This is a genomic window from Mycolicibacterium llatzerense, assembly GCF_025331195.1.
Classification (GTDB): domain Bacteria; phylum Actinomycetota; class Actinomycetes; order Mycobacteriales; family Mycobacteriaceae; genus Mycobacterium; species Mycobacterium llatzerense.
Window position 1 is genome coordinate 225,517 of record NZ_LXOV01000014.1, and the last position, 17,663, is coordinate 243,179.

At 67.5% G+C, this 17,663-nt stretch carries 16 protein-coding genes; 9 read left to right on the forward strand and 7 right to left on the reverse strand.

Going from position 1 to position 17,663, the window contains the following annotated elements; genetic code table 11:
- Window positions 1-24: 24 nt before the first annotated feature.
- From A7G45_RS22130 to A7G45_RS22145, 4 genes are all read right to left on the reverse strand, one after another.
- The gene (locus A7G45_RS22130; protein WP_260940304.1) at window positions 25-915 is read right to left on the reverse strand and encodes a metal-dependent hydrolase; all 891 of its coding nucleotides are present in this window, start codon (window positions 913-915) and stop codon (window positions 25-27) included.
- Window positions 916-1,062: 147 nt separating this feature from the next.
- Window positions 1,063-1,770 (reverse strand): TetR/AcrR family transcriptional regulator, encoded by a 708-nt coding sequence (locus A7G45_RS22135; RefSeq protein WP_260940305.1) that lies wholly within the window; start codon window positions 1,768-1,770, stop codon window positions 1,063-1,065.
- A 3-nt stretch (window positions 1,771-1,773) separates the two neighbouring features.
- Window positions 1,774-3,354, reverse strand: a complete 1,581-nt coding sequence (locus A7G45_RS22140) for a glycoside hydrolase family 13 protein (protein ID WP_260940306.1) — start codon at window positions 3,352-3,354, stop codon at window positions 1,774-1,776.
- On the reverse strand, window positions 3,354-3,773 hold the full coding sequence (locus A7G45_RS22145; protein WP_260940307.1) for a globin: 420 nt from the start codon (window positions 3,771-3,773) through the stop codon (window positions 3,354-3,356). The genes A7G45_RS22140 and A7G45_RS22145 overlap by 1 nt, the downstream gene beginning before the upstream one ends.
- A gap of 128 nt (window positions 3,774-3,901) precedes the next feature.
- On the opposite strand from A7G45_RS22145, the gene A7G45_RS22150 reads away from it, so the two are divergent.
- From A7G45_RS22150 to A7G45_RS22160, 3 genes are all read left to right on the forward strand, one after another.
- Window positions 3,902-4,552, forward strand: coding sequence for an HNH endonuclease (locus tag A7G45_RS22150; RefSeq protein WP_260940309.1), 651 nt, complete (start codon window positions 3,902-3,904; stop codon window positions 4,550-4,552).
- Between the two features lie 63 nt (window positions 4,553-4,615).
- Entirely contained in the window at window positions 4,616-4,846 is a 231-nt protein-coding gene (ctaJ, locus tag A7G45_RS22155) for an aa3-type cytochrome oxidase subunit CtaJ (protein ID WP_029105398.1), read from the forward strand.
- Window positions 4,833-5,309, forward strand: a complete 477-nt coding sequence (locus A7G45_RS22160) for a DUF5130 domain-containing protein (RefSeq protein ID WP_043984350.1) — start codon at window positions 4,833-4,835, stop codon at window positions 5,307-5,309. The genes ctaJ and A7G45_RS22160 overlap by 14 nt, the downstream gene beginning before the upstream one ends.
- A gap of 136 nt (window positions 5,310-5,445) precedes the next feature.
- On the opposite strand, the gene A7G45_RS22165 is transcribed toward A7G45_RS22160, so the two are convergent.
- Entirely contained in the window at window positions 5,446-6,669 is a 1,224-nt protein-coding gene (locus A7G45_RS22165) for an alkane 1-monooxygenase (RefSeq protein ID WP_260940310.1), read from the reverse strand.
- A 485-nt stretch (window positions 6,670-7,154) separates the two neighbouring features.
- On the opposite strand from A7G45_RS22165, the gene A7G45_RS22170 reads away from it, so the two are divergent.
- Window positions 7,155-8,777: a GMC oxidoreductase gene (locus A7G45_RS22170; RefSeq protein WP_260940311.1), complete on the forward strand. Its 1,623-nt coding sequence runs from the start codon at window positions 7,155-7,157 to the stop codon at window positions 8,775-8,777.
- 33 nt (window positions 8,778-8,810) lie between these two features.
- Here A7G45_RS22170 and pepN read toward each other — a convergent pair whose 3' ends face one another.
- Complete coding sequence (pepN, locus tag A7G45_RS22175; RefSeq protein ID WP_260940312.1) at window positions 8,811-11,384, reverse strand: aminopeptidase N; 2,574 nt, start codon at window positions 11,382-11,384, stop codon at window positions 8,811-8,813.
- Window positions 11,385-11,488: 104 nt separating this feature from the next.
- Between pepN and A7G45_RS22180 the strand changes: the two genes are divergently transcribed.
- From A7G45_RS22180 to A7G45_RS22200, 4 genes are all read left to right on the forward strand, one after another.
- Window positions 11,489-12,109, forward strand: a complete 621-nt coding sequence (locus A7G45_RS22180; protein WP_043394324.1) for a mycothiol-dependent nitroreductase Rv2466c family protein — start codon at window positions 11,489-11,491, stop codon at window positions 12,107-12,109.
- Between the two features lie 194 nt (window positions 12,110-12,303).
- Window positions 12,304-14,550 (forward strand): LpqN/LpqT family lipoprotein, encoded by a 2,247-nt coding sequence (locus A7G45_RS32350; protein ID WP_276555493.1) that lies wholly within the window; start codon window positions 12,304-12,306, stop codon window positions 14,548-14,550.
- 45 nt (window positions 14,551-14,595) lie between these two features.
- Window positions 14,596-15,075, forward strand: coding sequence for a ribose-5-phosphate isomerase (locus A7G45_RS22195; protein WP_260940313.1), 480 nt, complete (start codon window positions 14,596-14,598; stop codon window positions 15,073-15,075).
- Between the two features lie 14 nt (window positions 15,076-15,089).
- A complete protein-coding gene (locus A7G45_RS22200; protein ID WP_260940315.1) occupies window positions 15,090-15,884 on the forward strand; it encodes an Fpg/Nei family DNA glycosylase in 795 nt (264 codons plus the stop codon).
- A 12-nt stretch (window positions 15,885-15,896) separates the two neighbouring features.
- On the opposite strand, the gene A7G45_RS22205 is transcribed toward A7G45_RS22200, so the two are convergent.
- The gene (locus A7G45_RS22205; protein ID WP_043394319.1) at window positions 15,897-16,733 is read right to left on the reverse strand and encodes a hypothetical protein; all 837 of its coding nucleotides are present in this window, start codon (window positions 16,731-16,733) and stop codon (window positions 15,897-15,899) included.
- A 72-nt stretch (window positions 16,734-16,805) separates the two neighbouring features.
- Here A7G45_RS22205 and A7G45_RS22210 point away from each other — a divergent pair, with 72 nt between their 5' ends.
- Window positions 16,806-17,657, forward strand: coding sequence for a phosphoribosyltransferase family protein (locus tag A7G45_RS22210; protein WP_260940316.1), 852 nt, complete (start codon window positions 16,806-16,808; stop codon window positions 17,655-17,657).
- The last annotated feature ends 6 nt before the right edge of the window (window positions 17,658-17,663 follow it).

Genomic DNA, 17,663 nt, shown 5'->3' on the forward strand with positions numbered 1-17,663 from the left:
GATCGATTCCTTCCGTTGTGTCGGCTATTTGAGGTGGTCGACGAGGACGCCGTCGGCGCCGAAAAGGGTGTCCCGCCACTGCAGGGCCAGTGCGCTGGTATCGACATCGTCGGGATGGAATCCAGGCCGCAGGTAGACCGCGAGATCGGGCAGTAGGCCCTTGAAGATCGGGCCGGTGAAGAGGTCGTACGCCTCGCGGACCAGGCGGTCGGGCCGCCGACGGGCCACGGGATCGGACGCGATCGAGACGGCCAGCGAGGCCAGGGTCACCGGCAGCAGCAGGCCGCACACCGCGGCCATCACGGTGATGCGGGTGCGCTCGGTACCGCCCACGGCGCGGTACACGTCGAAGGCAACCGACTTGTGCTCGAGTTCTTCCAACGCATGCCAATTCAGCAGGTGCCAGACTTCCGGTTCGGCCGGGATCGATTGCAGTTCGTCGCTCGACAACACCCGCTCGGCCAGCACCGCGGTGTAGTGCTCGGCGGCGGCCGTCATCGCCAGATGTACGTGCGCGGGCAACCGGTCTTCGAGCCGTATCTGTCTGTCCTTCAACCCTTTTGAATCCCACCACGCGATGGGGTAGCCCATCGTGACCAGCTTCTCGTTGAGGTGCCGGTGTTCCTGTCCATGCATGGATTCCTGGCCGATGAAGCCGGCTACCCGTTTCTTGAGGTCGGGATCGGTGATCCGGTCGGCGAATCGGCGGACCGACCGGATGAAACCTTCCTCGCCGGGAGGAAATGCTCCCGACAGGCCGGCGACAAAATGGCTGAAGACCATGTCCCCGGCGACGAAATACTTCCGGCCGGGGTCCTCGCCGAAGCGGAAGCGGATTCGTCGGGTCCGTGGGTAGAGCGCCCGGGAGTTCCGCTCCGACGTCATTGTCGGGTGTTGCCTGCTGCGTACGGCCATGCCGCCAGCCTTTCCTCGAACATTCAGTAACTAGTACCGCGAGTTCTAGTAGTTCGAAGTTACGACGGCATGCGCTATTGCGCAAGGGTTTTGGATAATGACGTTTTCTGAGCTGCCTGAGTGCAGGTCAGGACGACCGGCAACGGTTCAGTCCGCGGTGCCGAACAACGCCATCTGCTCGTCGGGTGCGATGACGACGCCGCGGGCAGCGGCGGCCGCCGACACCGCACCCCAGATCACGGGGGTCAGCTGCGCGATGAGTTCGTCTTTGCTGATCGTCGGCTCGTTGAGCCACCGCAGCACACCGAGGGCCACCGCGCCGAGGATCGCGTCGGCCGTGTATTCCAGGTGGTCGGCGTCGCCGCCGTGCATGCGCAGCATCGCGGCGAGGACTTCGGTCATGGCGCTGGACAGATTGCGGCCGTTCTCCAGCAGCTTGGTCCGGGAATGGTCGTCGCTGAAATGGGAACCGACCACGAACCGAAAGAGGTTGGGCCGCTCGTCCACCAGATCGATGTAGCCGGCCAGCGCAGAACGCACGAGCTCCAGTGCCGTCGCGGTGACGTGGAAGCACGGAATGACGCGCTGCACGATCAGCTCCTGCATGCGGTCGCCGACGGCGGCGAACAACGTCTCCTTGTCGGTGAAGAAGCGGTACAGCTTCGGCCGTGGCACGCCGGCGGTTTTCACCACGTCGTCGATCGACAAGTCGGGCCCGTATTCGTCGATTGCCCGAAGGGTGGCCTCGATCAGCTCCTCCCGCACCGTTGCGCGGTGCGCCCGCCACCGGTCGGCGCGCGCGTCACCGGTCGGTGCGGACAATCGCACCGCAACACGGGTCGCGTCGACGGGCATGGACTAATCGTAAGTCAGCCAGGCGGCGGTGGCGGGTGGCATTCGGCCGCCGGGCAGCGGCCCACTCGCGAGCACCACCTGGCCGGCGGGTAGGTCGACCGTGGTGCTGCCCGCATTCAGCAGGCAGACCAGGCCGTCCTCGCACTGGAATGCCAACAGGTCCGGTGCGGTCGGTAGCCACCGCACCGAACGACCCAAAACCGTTCGGCCCCGGCGCAATTCGATGGCCCGCCGGAACAGCGACAACGTCGACTCCGGGTCGGCGCACTGCGCGTCAACCGTCAACGGCCCCCAACCGGTGGGCATCGGCAACCAGGTCTCCGGGGCAGAAGAGAATCCGTACGGTGCGGTGTCGCCGGACCAGGGCAGGGGCACCCGGCAGCCGTCGCGGCCTCGTTCGGTGTGGCCGGAACGCTCCCAGACCGGGTCCTGCAGGACGTCGTCGGGCAGGTCGACGTTGGGTAGTCCGAGTTCTTCGCCGTTGTAGACGAATACCGCGCCGGGCAGCGCCAACATCACCAGCGCCATCGCCCGGGCCCGGGAAAGTCCCTGTGTGCCATCGCCGTAACGGCTCACCTCGCGTTCGACGTCGTGGTTGGACAGCGTCCACGTGGGCGGCGAGTCGGCCAGCTCGGCGGCGGCCAGGGAATTCTCGATCGCCTCACGGACGGCGTGCGCGCTGAAATCGGCTCGTACCAAACGGAAATTGAAACCCAGATGCAGTTCGTCGGGGCGTAGGTACTTCGCGAAATCGGCGTTGTCGAACACCCAGACCTCGCCCACGGTGGCCGCGTCGGGATAGTCGTCGAGCACCGTCCGGATGTCACGGTGAATGGCGTGCACGCCGTCGTTGTTGAAGCGCGGATCGTTCGACTCGGACGTCAGCATGGCGGTGTCGGATTCCGCGGTGCGATCGGCCATGTCCGGCAGATCGGCCGGTTTCGCCATCCCGTGCGCGACATCGATCCGGAAGCCGGCGACGCCGCGGTCCAGCCAGAACCGCAGCGTCCGTTCCAGATCCGCGGCGATCTCCGGGTTGTCCCAATTCAGGTCCGGCTGCGCGGCGTCGAACAGGTGCAGGTACCACTGGCCGGGCCGGCCGTCGGCCGCGGAAACCCGGGTCCACGCCGGACCGCCGAACACCGATGTCCAATTGTTGGGCGGCAAATCGCCGCTGCGCCCGCGGCCGTCCCGGAAGTGATAGCGGGACCGCTCCGGACTGCCCGGACCCGCGGCCAGGGCCGCCTGGAACCACGGATGCGCGGAGCTGGTGTGGTTCGGGACCAGGTCCATCGTGACCTTGATGTCCACGGCCCGCGCGGCGGCGATCAACCGATCGAGCGCCGCCATCCCGCCGAACAGCGGATCGACGTCGCGCGGGTCGGCGACGTCGTACCCGTGATCGACCATGGGGGAGACCATCACCGGGTTGAGCCACAGCGCGTCGACGCCGAGCGACCGCAGATAATCCAGGTGCGCCGTCACGCCATCGAGATCGCCGACGCCGTCACCGTCGCTGTCGGCGAACGATCGCGGGTAGAGCTGATAGAAGACCGCGCGTGACCACCACCGCGGCGCTGTCATCAGAACGCCGAGTTGACCATGTGCTGGGCGGCCATGTCGAAGTAGTCGAGCAGTGCCTGCCGGTGCGCGGCATCGATGGTGTCGGCATCGATCGAGGCGAGCGCGGTGTGCATGCACCGCAGCCAGGCGTCGCGCTCGAGGAAGCCGATCCGGAACGGGGCGTGCCGCATCCGCAGCCGGGGATGGCCGCGTTCCTGACCGTAGGTGCGGGGACCACCCCAGTACTGCTCGAGGAACATCCGCAGCCGGTGTTCGGCGCCGTCGAGGTCATCCTCCGGATACAGCGGGCGCAGGATCTCGTCGTCGCGGACCAGTTGATAGAACCGCGACACCAGGAGTTGGAAGGTCTGAGCTCCACCGACTTCGTCGTAGAACGACCGTTGCGCTTCGTCGTTGGACGACGGTTGGACATCAGTCACGGTTCCATTGTCTACCAGTCGGCGGCGGCGCTTCCGTCACCCGAAGTTCACCGGATCGTCCAGCTAACACGCCGGAATTCTCGTGCGATCTCTGCCGATCCATGGTGGACTGTCAACACGGAGGACGTATGTCGCAACGGAGAAAGGTCCGCGGCCACAGACTTCACAGCGCCGCGGTGGGTTTGCCTGTGCCGAGCACAGCACTGTCATCACCCCTGCACGCAGTCGAATCAAGTCCCTCTGAGGGATCAGTCGGCTCGCTCTGGGGCCGCCGCCGTGTCCTGCTGCTGAACTCGACCTACGAACCGTTGACCGCGCTACCCATGCGTCGCGCCGTGATCATGGTGCTGTGCGGCAAAGCCGACGTGGTGCACGACGATCCGACGGGTCCTGTCATACATTCGGCGACCCGTGCGGTCGCCGTTCCGTCGGTAATCCGGCTGCGTAGTTATGTGCGGGTCCCGTATCGGGCCCGCATTCCCATGACCAGGGCCGCGCTGATGCACCGGGACCGGTTTCGTTGCGCGTACTGCGGCGGCAAGGCCGACACCGTCGACCATGTCGTGCCACGCAGCCGCGGCGGCGAGCACTCCTGGGAGAACTGCGTCGCGGCCTGTGGTCCGTGTAATCACCGCAAGGCCGACCGGCTGCTGACCGAACTCGGCTGGACGCTGCATGCGGCGCCGCTGCCGCCCAAGGGGCAGCACTGGCGGCTGCTGTCGGCGGTCAAAGAACTCGATCCGGCCTGGGTGCGCTACCTCGGTGAAGGCGCCGCCTGAAATCCGGCGGCGGAATGCCCCTGTCCTCAGCGTGAGCTGGTTGCGTACTGATACGGTTTGCGCGTGAGCATTGCACTTACTCATTCGCTGCTCGGTGGGGTGCCTTTGGCGCTGCTGCTGGTGCTTGGCGCGCTGTTCTTGTTGCGCAAGAGTCCGCATCCGGACACCTACAAGATGACCGACAAGTGGACCCACGCGCCGATCCTGTGGGCGGCCGAGGAACCTGCGGATCACGGCCACGGTGGCCATGACTCGCACCTGACTGTGGGAGGTGGCGCAAGTGGCAAGTGGTAGCCAGACCGAGGTCGCAAACATCGATCCGGCCAACCTGCCGTACGGCTACGCCGTCACGTACAGCGGCCGCATCTCCGGCGTCACCGAACCCGGTGAGCTGTCGGTGCACTACCCGTTCCCGGTCAAGGACCTGGTGTTCCTCGACGACGCCCTGAAGTACGGTTCGCGCGCTGCCGGCGCCCGTTTCGCCGTCTACATCGGCGACCTGGGTGCGGACACCGCCGCCACCGCACGTGAGGTGCTGGCCACTGTGCCGACGCCGAACAACGCGGTGCTGCTGGCCGTTTCGCCGAACCAGAAGGCCATCGAGGTCGTCTACGGCTCCGAGGTCCGCGGTCGTGGTATCGAAGAGGCCGCTCCGCTGGGAGTGTCCGCGGCGGCCGCGTCGTTCAAGCAGGGCAACCTGATGGACGGCCTGATCAGCGCGGTCCGCGTGCTGAGCGCCGGCGTCTCGCCCGCCTGATTTCTCTTCACTCTGCCGGGTGTGAACCAATGGTTCGCACCCGGCAGAGTGCTATCTGGGGCTTAGGTTGGCGCTGCGCTGAGGGCGCGGTCCACTCGCACAAGTACGCCGTGGGCGCAGGATCAGCGCGACGAGATCAGCGCGCGGCGGGGTAGCGCTTGCGCAGGCGGGCTTCATATCCCGGCTGCAGCGCGGTGAGGCTGATGTCGCCGTCGTAGTGCGCCAGCACGCGCGGGTCCATCACCCGACGCCACAGCGGCGGGCAGATGGCCAGCAGCAGCATGGTGCCGTAACCGCCCGGCAGCTGCGGAGCCTCATCGGCATGGCACAGCGCCTGGTACCGACGCATCGGGTTGGCGTGGTGATCGGAGTGCCGCTGCAGGTGGAACAGGAACACATTGGCGATCACGGTGTTGCTGTTCCAGCTGTGACCGGCGCGCACGCGCTCGTAGCGGCCGTTCGGCAGCTTCTGCCGCCGCAGGCCGTAGTGCTCGAGGTAGTTGACGGTCTCCAGCAGGAAGATGCCGATGACGGCCTGCCCGAACAGCCAGGGCAGCACGGTGACGCCGAACCAGGCCACCAGGATGACGAACAGGAAGACGGTCATCAGCCAGGCGTTGAGGACCTCGTTGTGCAGAGACCACTTGGATTTACGGATGCGGGCGAGGCGGTCGGACTCCAGCTGCCACGCCGACCGCAGGCTGCCGACGACCGACCGGCCGATGAAGGCGTACAGGCTCTCGCCGAGCCGTGAGCTGGCGGGATCTTCCGGAGTGGCCACCCGCACGTGGTGGCCGCGGTTGTGCTCCACGAAGAAGTGGCCGTAGCAGGTCTGGGCCAGGGCGATCTTGCTGAGCCGGCGTTCGGACATGCCGCGCTTGTGGCCGAGTTCGTGGGCGGCGTTGATCGCGATGCCGCCGACCGTCCCGACCGCGGCCATGAGGCCCAGCTTGTCGACGGGCGACATCGTCACCCAGCCGCCGCCGGCCCAGAGCCAGCACGCGAAGATCAGCGAGAGGTACTGCGCCGGCAGGAACAGGTGGGTGGCGATCCGGTAGAAGGGGTCGTCTTCCAGACGGCGCAGGTCTCCGGGAGTCGTCTCGGCCTCGGGGCCCACGATGTGATCCAGCAGCGGGACCAAGCCGAACGTCAGCAGCGAGCCGGCCCACCAGAAGGCGTCGATGCCCGTGAGCCACACCAGCAGCCAGGACAGGCCCACCATTCCGGGAGTGATGGGGCCCAGCAGCCACAGGTAGCGCTTGGGATCGCGCCATTTCGACTTCGGCGCTTCGGATGCGTCGGGCTCAGCGGGCGCGTGAGGCTGCGACGCCTCCTGGCCCGCGCGCAATGCCGACAACACCCCGTATTCGTACCCGCAATCAGCCGTTTGCGCAAATACACAACGGTTGCCAGCGCCAGTTCTTGTCCGTTTTCTTAGCGTTATCCAGCAAATTGTCTGCGGGGTCAGGGCGCGGGGGCATTCCGCCGAATTGCCCGGCTGCTGTCCCGGCAGTGGGACACCGGTCGGAAGTTCGACTTATTCGGTAATAAACTTGCAGGTAGAGTGCCATAGAAGGATATGGGTGACCTACGGCATACCAGGCGTCCCGCGGGTTGGTCGACGCGCTGGCGGCCGGATCTCGCAGAGCGGCGGAAACCCCGCGGCATCGTGTAATTTTTGTGATGAATCCGTTATTCGGAACGTCGGGAGGCGGCCGGCTTCGGGTTAGCTGGATGGTTAGGCGGAAGGACGATCTTGGCAGTGATGCAGGGCCGGCATCGACACATCCCGCGCTGCGGCGCGGCCCGTGCCGCCGGCGCATGTCCTGTCGAGGCAGGCAACCGATGAGCCCGATCAGCCGGCGCCAGTTCCTCGGCGGTGCGGCGGTGGTGGGCGTCGCGGGTGCGGCCGGCGTGGGCGTCCTCGTCGAAAGATCGCGCGACCGCACCGAGTCGCGGAAGCACTTCTCGGCCATCGTGATCGGCAGCGGTTACGGCGGCGGGGTCTCGGCGCTGCGGCTGGGACAGGCCGGCATCGAGACACTGGTCATCGAACAGGGCCGGCTGTGGGACAAGCCCGACGACGACGGCAAGCGGTTCTCCAAGATGCTGCCGGCCGACACCCGCGCCGGCTGGTTCACGAAGGTGCCGCCGAGTCTGGTCACCTCCTTCGGTGGCTTCACGGTGGAGCAGGTGGCGGAGCACGCGCCGTCGCCCCAGCCGATCCAGGCAGGCATCTGCCAGAAGGTGACGCACGGCGCCCACGACGTCTTCCGGGGTTTGGCGGTCGGTGGCGGCTCGATGATCAATGCGGGCATCGCTGCCATCCCGACGCCGCGCCAGGTCGCCAAGGCGTTCCCCGACATCGGCGGCGACGAGTTCCTGCGCACCTATGTCGAACGCGCCAAGTCCGCGCTGAAGATCAGTTACCGCGACATGCCCTGGTTCGAGCAGGCCCCGTGCTTCCAATACGCCCGCGTCGGCCGCAAGTACGCGGCGGCGGCCGGCTACAAGGTCGACTACAACGGCAGCTCCTACTCCTTCGACTATCTGGTCAAGGAGGCGGCCGGACAGGTGCCGCAGTCCTCGCTGGCATTCGAGCAGCAGTTCGGCAGCAACTACGGCCGGTTCGGCAGCGTCGACCAGACCTACATCGCCGAAGCGCTCAAGACGGGCCACGTCACGCTGCGCCCGCTGACCGAGGTCACCTCGATCCGCCAGGAGCGTTCGGGTGAGTTCGTGGTGTCCACCCGCGAAATCGACCGCTGGGGCAAAGAGCTGTCCAAGACCGAATTCGGTTGTGACCAGCTGTATCTCGCGGCCGGCGTGCTCGGCACCACCAAGCTGCTGCTGAAGGCGCGGGAGACCGGTGACCTGGCCCGGCTCAACGATCAGGTCGGCAAGGGCTACGGCAACAACGGCGACCTGATGGTCGGCCACAACCTGGCCAAGAGTGATCCGGCAGGCACCACGCAATCCCTGATGGGCATGATCAACATCGATGGCCGCGACGACCCGGACAACCCGGTGTACGCCAGCATGTTCTCCATGCCGCTGCCGGTCGAGACGTACCTGCTCGGCTACTACGTCATGGTCGACACCGGCGACCGGGCCGACATCACCTACGACCGCCAGTCCGACACCGCGACCATCCAGTGGACCGACGCCTTCGCCGCGAACAACGAGGCCAGGGCCAGGCAGGTCTTCGACAAGATCGTGCGGGCCAACCGCGTCGACTACCGCAATGATCTGTTCAGCGGAAAAGTGTTCGCGCCCAACACTGTCCATCCGCTGGGCGGCTGTGTACGAGGCAAGGCCACCGACGCCTTCGGACGGGTGAACGGCCACCGCAACCTATTCGTCAACGACGCCTCACTGATGCCCGGGCACCTCGGTTGCAACCCGTACATGACCATCACTGCGCTCGCGGAGCGCAACATCGAAGGCATCCTGCAGGGCCGCACCTAGCCGTGTCAGCCAGGTGCGGCTCCCGCAGTCGCGTCAGCTGATGTCGAAGGCCCGCGCGCGCAGCGAACGCTCCACTCCCGCACGGCCTTCCACGACCAGGCGGCGCAGGGCCGGCGGCAGCTCCGGGTCGGAGAGGAACCGGTCGGCGGCGTCGAGGCCGGCCTGGCTGATGTCCCACGCCGGGTACAGGCCGATGACGACGGTCTGGGCCACCTCACTCGAGCGCCGCTCCCACACCCCGGAGATCGCCGCGAAGTACTGGTCCCGGAATGGCGCCAGCAGCTCGGTCTGCCCGGGCTGAACCAGGCCGCCGACGATGGCGCGCGTGGTGATGTTCGCCAGCGTGTCGTCCTCGATGACCTGTTGCCACGCAGCCTCTTTCACCGCTGCCTGCGGGCGGGCGGCGGTCGCGGCCGCGGCGTTGCGCTGACCGGCCGCCGTCGGATCCTGCTGGGCCTCGGTGTCGATGAACGGTGTCGCCACGCCGTCGGCGTCGATGACGCCCGCGCGGGCCAGTGCGGTGACGATGCGCCACCGCAGATCGGTGTCGATCACCAGGCCCGCCATGTTCACCGCGGCGGGCTCGTTGTCCAGCAGTGTCGACAGCACCGCGATGTGGTTCGGTGCCAGCACCGACGTGCACAGCGCGTTGATGTACGCCAGCTGGTGGTCCGATCCCGGCGACGAGTCCCGCGCCAGGTCCAGCAACGCGTCACCGAAAGCGGCCCAACCGATTTCGGCCGCCCACGCGGGCTCGGCGTAGGAGGTCAGGGCGGTCTGTGCCTGCAGCACCAGCCGCTGGGCGACGCCCACCTCGGTCTCGGCGTGCAGGCCACTCATGACCAGTGCGACGAACTCGCGGGCCTTCATCTCTGCCTCGCGCGTCATCTCCCACGCCGCTGACCAGGCCAGGGTGCGGGGGAGCGGGTCCTCGATGTCGGCAATCCGGCTCAGCACCGTCTGCAGCGACGCGGGATCGAGCCGCATCGAGCAGTACGTCAGGTCGTCGTCGTTGACCAGGATCAGCTTGCTGCGCGAAAGCCCCACCAGCGCAGGGACATCCGTCACCGGGCCGTCGACGTCGAGTTCCTCGCGGTGCACCCGGACCAGCTTGCCGGAGCCGTCGTCGTCGTACAGCCCGACGGCCAGCCGGTGCACGCGGGTCTCACCGGCCCCGGGTGCCGCACCGCTCTGGGTGATGGCGAACCGGGTGAACGCGCCGGCACCGTCGACGTCGAAGTCGGCCCGTAGCGTGTTCAGGCCCGTGGTCTTGAGCCACTGCTGGCCCCAGTCCGACAGGTCCCGGCCCGACGACTTCTCCAGTGCGCCAAGCAGATCGGCGAACGTGGCGTTGTCGTAGGCGTGGTCGCGGAAGTAATCGCGCAGGCCCGACAGGAACGGCTCCAGCCCGACGTAGGCCACCAGCTGCTTGAGCACACTGGCGCCCTTGGCGTAGGTGATGCCGTCGAAGTTCACCTCGACTGCCGCCAGGTCGGGGATGTCGGCGGCCACCGGGTGGGTGGACGGCAGCTGGTCCTGCCGGTAGGCCCAGGACTTCTCCACGTTCGCGAAGGTGGTCCAGGCCTGCTTGTACTCGGTGGCCTCGGCCTGGCACAGCACCGAGGCGAACGTGGCGAAGGATTCGTTGAGCCACAGGTCATCCCACCAGCGCATGGTGACCAGGTCGCCGAACCACATGTGGGCCATCTCGTGCAGCACGGTCTCCGCGCGGCGCTCGTACGAGTAGCGCGTGACCTTGGACCGGAAGACGTAGTCCTCCAGGAACGTGACCGCGCCCGCGTTCTCCATGGCGCCGGCGTTGAACTCCGGCACGAACAGCTGGTCGTACTTGCCGAACGCGTACGGCGTGCCGAAGTTGTTGTGGTAGAAGGAGAATCCTTGCTTCGTCTCGGTGAACAGCCGCTCGGCGTCCATGTACTCGGCCAGCGACGCGCGGCAGAAGATGCCCAGCGGAATGTCGCCGTGCTCGTCGCTGTAGACGTCGTCCCACCGGGCGTAGGGGCCGGCGATCAAGGCGGCCAGGTACGTGCTCATCTTCGGGGTGGTGGCGAAGGTGTGCTTGCCGCCGTCGGCATCGACCGTCGCGCCGTTCGAGATCACCTGCCAATGCGCAGGTGCGGTCACCGCCACGTCGAAGGTGGCCTTGAGGTCCGGCTGGTCGAAGCAGGCGAACATCCGCTTGGCGTCAGCGGTTTCGAACTGTGAGTAGAGGTAGACCTCGCCGTCGACGGGGTCGACGAAGCGGTGCAGCCCCTCACCGGTGTTGGAGTAGCGGCAGTCCGCGTCGACGACGACGACGTTCTGCTCGGCCAGCCCGGCCAGCTGCACGCCCGTTGATTCGTCGTACGCGGACACGTCGATGGGCAGCCCGTTGAGGGTCGCGCTGCGGAGGGTGTCGGCGGCGATGTCGATGACGGTGTTGGCGCCGGGCAGGGCGCTGAACGTCACCGTGGTCACCGACCGGAAGGTGCGCTCGCCCGGTGCGCCGGCACCGTCGGTGAGGTCAAGATCGATGCGGTAGTTGTCGACGGTCACCAGTGCGGCGCGCTCGGCGGCCTGGTCGCGGGTCAGGTTCGGAAGTGCCACGTCACCAACTTAGGGGACAACTGGTAGCCGTGACCGGGAACATAGGGACGCCGGGCATAGTTGTTCGCAACGGGTTCTGTACCGAGCGCAAAAGGAAAAGACGAATGGCCGACTCTGCAGTCACCAAAGATGTCGCGGGATTCTGGTTCGATCCGCTGTGCCCGTGGGCGTGGATCACCTCGCGCTGGATCCTCGAGGTCGCGCAGGTCCGCGATGTCGACGTGCAGTTTCACGTCATGAGCCTGGCCGTGCTGAACGAGGGCAGGGACCTGCCCGAGCAGTACCAGGAGATGATGAAGCTGGCATGGGGTCCGGTGCGCGTCGCGATCGCTGCTGAAGAAGCGCTCGGTTCCGACGTGCTGGCGCCCCTGTACACCGCGATGGGCACCCGGATTCACAACCAGGGCAACAAGAACTTCCCCGAGGTCATCGCCGAGTCCCTCGAAGAACTCGGGCTGCCTGCCGAGCTGGCGGAGGCGGCCACCAGCGACAAGTTCGACGAGGCGCTGCGCAAGAGTCACCACGCCGGCATGGACGCCGTCGGCCCCGATGTGGGGACGCCGACCATCCACGTCAATGGCGTCGCGTTCTTCGGTCCGGTGCTGTCGCGTATCCCGCGCGGTGAAGAGGCCGGCAAGCTCTGGGACGCGTCGGTGATTTTCGCTTCCTACCCGCACTTCTGGGAGCTCAAGCGCTCCCGCAACGAGGCTCCCGAATTCGACTGAGCGCAATCGGCCGCTAGTCACGCTCGCCTGGGTCGGCACAGGTAATCTCGTCGGCGTTCCGCAAGGAACGTCTGGACGCCGTTACGGTGGTCAGACACATCCGAAACATGAGCCACAACGATGCAACTGGTGGGGAGCGACGTGCCGACGGACAGTTTCGTCCTTCGACGTGCGGGTTTGAGTAGGATGCGCTGATGTCGCTGGAGACGGGCGCAACCTTCGCCGGGTACACCGTGCGCCGGTTGCTGGGCTCAGGGGGAATGGGCGATGTGTACCTCGTCCAGCACCCCAGGCTGCCCCGCCTCGACGCCATGAAGGTGCTCCGGGAAACCGCCTCCGCCAACGACGAATTCCGCATCCGGTTCGAGCGCGAAGCCAATATCGCCGCGGGCCTGTGGCATCCGCACATCGTCGGCCTGCACGACCGCGGCGAGTTCGAGGGCCGGCTGTGGATCACCATGGACTACGTCGACGGCACCGACGCCGCGCAGCTGGTCAAGTACGAGTACCCGAACGGGCTGCCACTGGAGCTCGTGGTCGCCATCGTCAAGGCCATGAGCTCGGCCCTGGACTACGCGCACCAGCGTGGATTGCTGCACCGCGACATCAAGCCGGCCAACATCCTGCTGAGCAACATCGACACCGACGAGCGGCGAATCCTGCTGAGCGACTTCGGCATCGCCCGCCAGATCGGTGAGGTGACGGGCCTGACGTCGGCCAACCTGGCGATCGGCACCGTCTCCTACTCGGCGCCCGAGCAGCTGATGGGCGGCGAGATCGACGGCCGCGCCGACCAGTACGCGCTCGCCGCGACCGCGTACCGGTTGCTCACCGGCCAGACGCCCTACCAGGACACCAACCAGATCGCGGTGATCAGCCAGCACCTCAGTGCGACGCCGCCCAAGGCCAGCGACCTGAAGCCGTGGCTGGAGCCGCTGAACGACGTGCTGATCACGGCCATGGGCAAGTCGCCCGATGACCGATTCGATTCCTGCACCAAGTTCGCGCGGGCCTTCGAACGGCAGGCCGAACTGGTCACCGAGTCACCGACGCTGAACCTGCGCACCGCCGAGTTGCGGCTGCCGACGGTCAAGCCGGCCGAGCCCGCAGCGCCGGCTGCCGAGACGCCGTCCGCCCCCGAGGTGACGCCGCCGCCGGCCGAGCCGGTGACGCCGCCGCCGGTCGAGCCGGTGACGCCGCCGCCGGTCCCGGTCGCTGAACCCGACCCCGTCGAGGAGCCGGAGCCCGAACCGGTCGCGCCGGAACCTGTTGTCCAGGAGCCCGTTGCGCAGCCCCCGGTTCCGGAGCCACCCGCGCCACCCGTTCCGCAGCCACCGTCCGAGCCGGTCTCGGAGCCGACGCCGACGCCAGAGTCGGTTCGCCCCGAGCCGACGCCGCCGCCCACGCCAACAACCGATCCGGTCAGGCTGCCGCCGCCGAAACCGTTTCGGCCGGAACCGGATTCGTCACCGTCGGCCCCGCCGTATCGGCAGCCGCTGCCGACACCTCCGGGGCCTCCGCCCATGCCGCCGCAGCGGCCTGTTCGGCCCACTCACGAGACGGTGTCTCCGACCGTGGTGCTGCCGGTCATCCCGGCCGACCCGGCGGCGCACGCCGGGCCCGGTATGGGCCGCCCCAGCGGACCGCCACAGTCGTACTCGCAACTCGCGGCCGACATCGGCAAGACGCAGCCCGGTCGTAGCCAGTCCTCGGGCGGCAAGTCCACCAAGATCTGGGTGATCGGTGGCTCCATCGCCGCCGTCGTCGTCGTGCTGATCGGTGTCGTCCTCTTGAATTCCGGTGGCGACTCGAGTGGGTCTTCGGACGCCTCGGGAACCAGCAGCCAGAGCTCCGGAGTTGACAAGCCGTCGTCGTCGCACAAGCCGACACCGCCGCTGCTGGTCGGTACACCCGGCAACTACCAGACCATCGCCACCTACCTGAAGAGCAACAACATTCCGGAGGCGCTGGTCCACCGCAATGAACCCGGCGCACCGGTGGTGACGATGCCGATGCCCCCGGGCTGGGTCGACGCCGGACCGCAGACGCCGGCTTTCGCGTACGAGTCGATCGTCTACAACGGCCCGAGCGCCGGCGCGTACCGGCCCAGCGCCACGGCGTTGATCTCCCGGCTGGGCCCGAACGCCGATGCCCAGAAGATTCTCGACTTCGCGCCGGGTGAGCTGAACAACCTGCCGGGATTCACCGCCACCGACCCCGGCACACCGGGCACTGTCGACGGCCACAAGTCGTTCCAGATCGCCGGTTCCTGGAATTCCAACGGGGTGACGAAGCTCATCACGCAGAACACCGTCGTCATCCAGGACGGGACCGGGCTGTACGTCATGCAGATCAACATCGACGGCGTCGCGGACCAGACCGAGATCATCAAGCAGATCACCGAGGCCATCGACCGCGACACGAAGATCGCCTCCGGCTAACCGGCTGATTCTGTCCGGGGCCGCTGTTCTGCCAGAATGTGCGCCATGCGCGTATATCTCGGAGCCGACCACGCCGGATACGAACTCAAGCAGGCCCTGCTCGACCACCTCACCGCCAATGGCCACCAGGTCGTCGACTGCGGTGCCTTCGCCTACGACGCCGAGGACGACTACCCGGCGTTCTGCATCGACGCCGCCAAGCGCACCGTCGACGACCCGGGCAGCCTGGGCATCGTGATCGGCGGCTCGGGCAACGGCGAGCAGATCGCGGCCAACAAGGTGCCGGGTGTGCGTTGTGCGCTGGCGTGGAGTGTCGAGACCGCGCAGTTGGCCCGCGAGCACAACAACGCGCAGGTGATGGGCATCGGTGGCCGTATGCACAGCACCGAGGAAGCCTTCGCCATCGTCGACGCCTTCCTGGCCGCCGAATGGTCGGAGGCCGCGCGGCACCAGCGCCGCATCGACATCCTGGCCGAGTACGAGAAGACGCACGTCGCGCCGGCAGTCCCGGGCGCCGGGTCCTGATCAAGGCCTGACCTATGCCGGAGGGGCATACCCTGCACCGGTTGGCCCGCCTGCACCAGCAGCGTTTCGGGCGGGCGCCGGTGGTGGTCAGCAGTCCGCAGGGCCGGTTCTCCGATGCCGCGGCCGCTGTCAGCGGCCGGGTACTGCGTAAGGCCGATGCCTGGGGCAAGCACCTGTTCCACCACTACGACGGTGGCGCGGTGGTGCACGTCCACCTCGGCCTGTACGGCACGTTCACCGAACAGCCGCTGCCGATGACCGCACCCATCGGGCAGGTGCGTATGCGCATGCTCGGGTCCGACTTCGGCACCGACCTGCGGGGCCCGACCGTCTGCGAGCTGATCGACGAGGGCGGGGTCGACGACGTGGTGGCCCGGCTCGGTGCCGACCCCTTGCGCCGCGATGCCGACCCCGGGGTCGCCTGGGCGCGAATCAGCAAGTCCCGCAGATCAATCGGATCGATGCTGATGGACCAGTCGGTGATCGCCGGCGTCGGCAACGTGTACCGCAGCGAGCTGCTGTACCGCCACCGGATCGATCCGCACCGGCCGGGCGCGGCGCTGACCGAGGCCGAATTCGCCGAACTGTGGACCGATCTCGTCGCCCTCATGAAGGTCGGCGTGCGTCGCGGCAAGATCGTCGTCGTGCGTCCGGAAGACGACCACGGCGCGCCGTCCTACGCCGCGGACCGGCCGCGGACCTATGTGTACCGGCGGGCGGGGGAGGCGTGCCGCGTGTGCGGCGCCACCATTCGCACCGAGGTGATGGAGGGGCGAAACCTGTTCTGGTGCCCCGATTGTCAGGTGTGACGGACCGGCGAGCTAGTCGCCGCCGCCGCCGCAGCCGCCACCGCAACCACCGCCGCCACAGCTGCTGCCTCCGGAGTCACTGCTCCCGGAGTCCCAACTGCCGCCGCCGGCATCCCAGCCGTTGTTGTCGTTCCAGCTGACGTCCTGCCCCTGGCCGGAGTCGGCGAACTGGCTCTGATCGAGGCCCTGCTGGTAGCCCTGGTCGAATCCCGATCCGTATCCGGACTCGAAACCCTGTGCACCGTAATTGACTCCGTGCATGCCGTCGAAGAGTGCGTCGAACAACAGCACCGAGCCGACGCCCCACGCACCGGCCACCAGCGCCGGCTTCCACCACGGCTCGGAGTACCAGCCCTCGGGCACCGGGCGGCCGGCGACCCGCCCGCCGGGGTAATAGTTCGGCGTCGCCGCCGTCGGCCCCGGTGAGGCCTGAATCTGCCTGCCGTCGAACTGGATTCGGCGGTCCTCGGTGACCTCGCCCGCGCCGCGCTGACCGGCCAGTGCCTGCAGCGGCGGACCGGGGTCGATGCCCATCGCGGTCCGAGCGGCGCGCACGTAGTACAGCCCCTCGATCGCACTCTGCTTGGCGAACGCCGCCTGCTGGGCCGTGGTGGCCTGCTCGATCTGCGACGCCGCGGCGTTGTAGCGCTCGGATGCGTCGGCCATGGCCTGGCGCGAGGCGTCGTCGGTGCCGGTCAGGTTGAACACCTGGCCGCCGAGCATCTCGATGACGCGCCGGGCATCGGCTTTCGCGTTGGCCAGGGCGGCGGCCTTGTTGGCCTTGCTCTGCCTGCTGAACAGGAAGAACCCGATGGCCGCGATGACGATCAGGATGAGCACGAACTCCATGCAGGCAGCTTACCGATGACCGCCATCACATAGATATGGACATTTATGTCCATATCTACTAACGTCGTCGTCATGAACCTGACATTCCACGTCTTCGACATCGAACGCGGTGTGTTGTCGACCGCGCCCGGAATCGTCACCAGCTACCCGGGTGGCGACACCGCAGTCCGTGAACTGGCACCGCTCGGTGCGGGATTTCGCCCGGTCGCCTGGAGTCGTTGCGGCGCCATCGATTACGCCGCGCTCGGGCAATGGGCGGCGTTCCATCGCAACCAGTCCGCGGAGGCCCCGGTGCTGGTCGCGCCGTACCTGCCGTCGGCCCGCGGTGATCACGACCCGACCGACGACGCCCGCGTCGCCGCCCGGCTCACCGCCGCCACCGGCGTCGCGCACATCGTGACGGTGGACCCGCACTCCCCGGTCTGGGCCGACGAAGCCCGGCGCGGGGGAGCGGCCGTCGCCGTCATCGAAGCCGTCGACCTGGTCGGCTGTGGCGCCGCGCACCACCCCGGCTGGGCCGGTGTCGTCGCACCCGACAAGGGCGCCCGCGACCGTGCCGGACAGGTGGCATCCCGGTTGGGTATGCCGCTGTATGTCGCTGGCAAGCAACGGAATCCGGCCAACGGGAAGCTGTCGGGGTTTGTCGCCCCCGAGGGTCTGCCGGAGCGCGGCCGCCTGCTGGTGATCGACGACATCTGCGACGGCGGCGGCACCTTCGCCGGGCTTGCTGCTGCCATCCGCGCGAGCAGACCCAACCTGGCCCTGCACCTGTGGGTCAGCCACGGTTGCTTCACCGGACGCTGGCGGGACAACCTCGCCGGCTACGCCTCGGTCACCAGTACCGACTCCCGCGCGACACCCGACGGCGTGCACGTCCAACCACTGGAACCGTTCATCACCCACACCCTGACCACGCTGATCTGATCAGAA

Bases quoted from the DNA above. Each gene is read 5' to 3' on its own strand.
- A7G45_RS22130 (WP_260940304.1), bottom strand. From the start codon at position 915: ATGGCCGTACGCAGCAGGCAACACCCGACAATGACGTCGGAGCGGAAC.
- A7G45_RS22135 (WP_260940305.1), bottom strand. From the start codon at position 1,770: ATGCCCGTCGACGCGACCCGTGTTGCGGTGCGATTGTCCGCACCGACC.
- A7G45_RS22140 (WP_260940306.1), bottom strand. From the start codon at position 3,354: ATGACAGCGCCGCGGTGGTGGTCACGCGCGGTCTTCTATCAGCTCTAC.
- A7G45_RS22150 (WP_260940309.1), top strand. From the start codon at position 3,902: ATGTCGCAACGGAGAAAGGTCCGCGGCCACAGACTTCACAGCGCCGCG.
- A7G45_RS22170 (WP_260940311.1), top strand. From the start codon at position 7,155: ATGAGCCCGATCAGCCGGCGCCAGTTCCTCGGCGGTGCGGCGGTGGTG.
- A7G45_RS22180 (WP_043394324.1), top strand. From the start codon at position 11,489: ATGGCCGACTCTGCAGTCACCAAAGATGTCGCGGGATTCTGGTTCGAT.
- A7G45_RS32350 (WP_276555493.1), top strand. From the start codon at position 12,304: ATGTCGCTGGAGACGGGCGCAACCTTCGCCGGGTACACCGTGCGCCGG.
- A7G45_RS22195 (WP_260940313.1), top strand. From the start codon at position 14,596: ATGCGCGTATATCTCGGAGCCGACCACGCCGGATACGAACTCAAGCAG.
- A7G45_RS22200 (WP_260940315.1), top strand. From the start codon at position 15,090: ATGCCGGAGGGGCATACCCTGCACCGGTTGGCCCGCCTGCACCAGCAG.
- A7G45_RS22205 (WP_043394319.1), bottom strand. From the start codon at position 16,733: ATGGAGTTCGTGCTCATCCTGATCGTCATCGCGGCCATCGGGTTCTTC.
- A7G45_RS22210 (WP_260940316.1), top strand. From the start codon at position 16,806: ATGAACCTGACATTCCACGTCTTCGACATCGAACGCGGTGTGTTGTCG.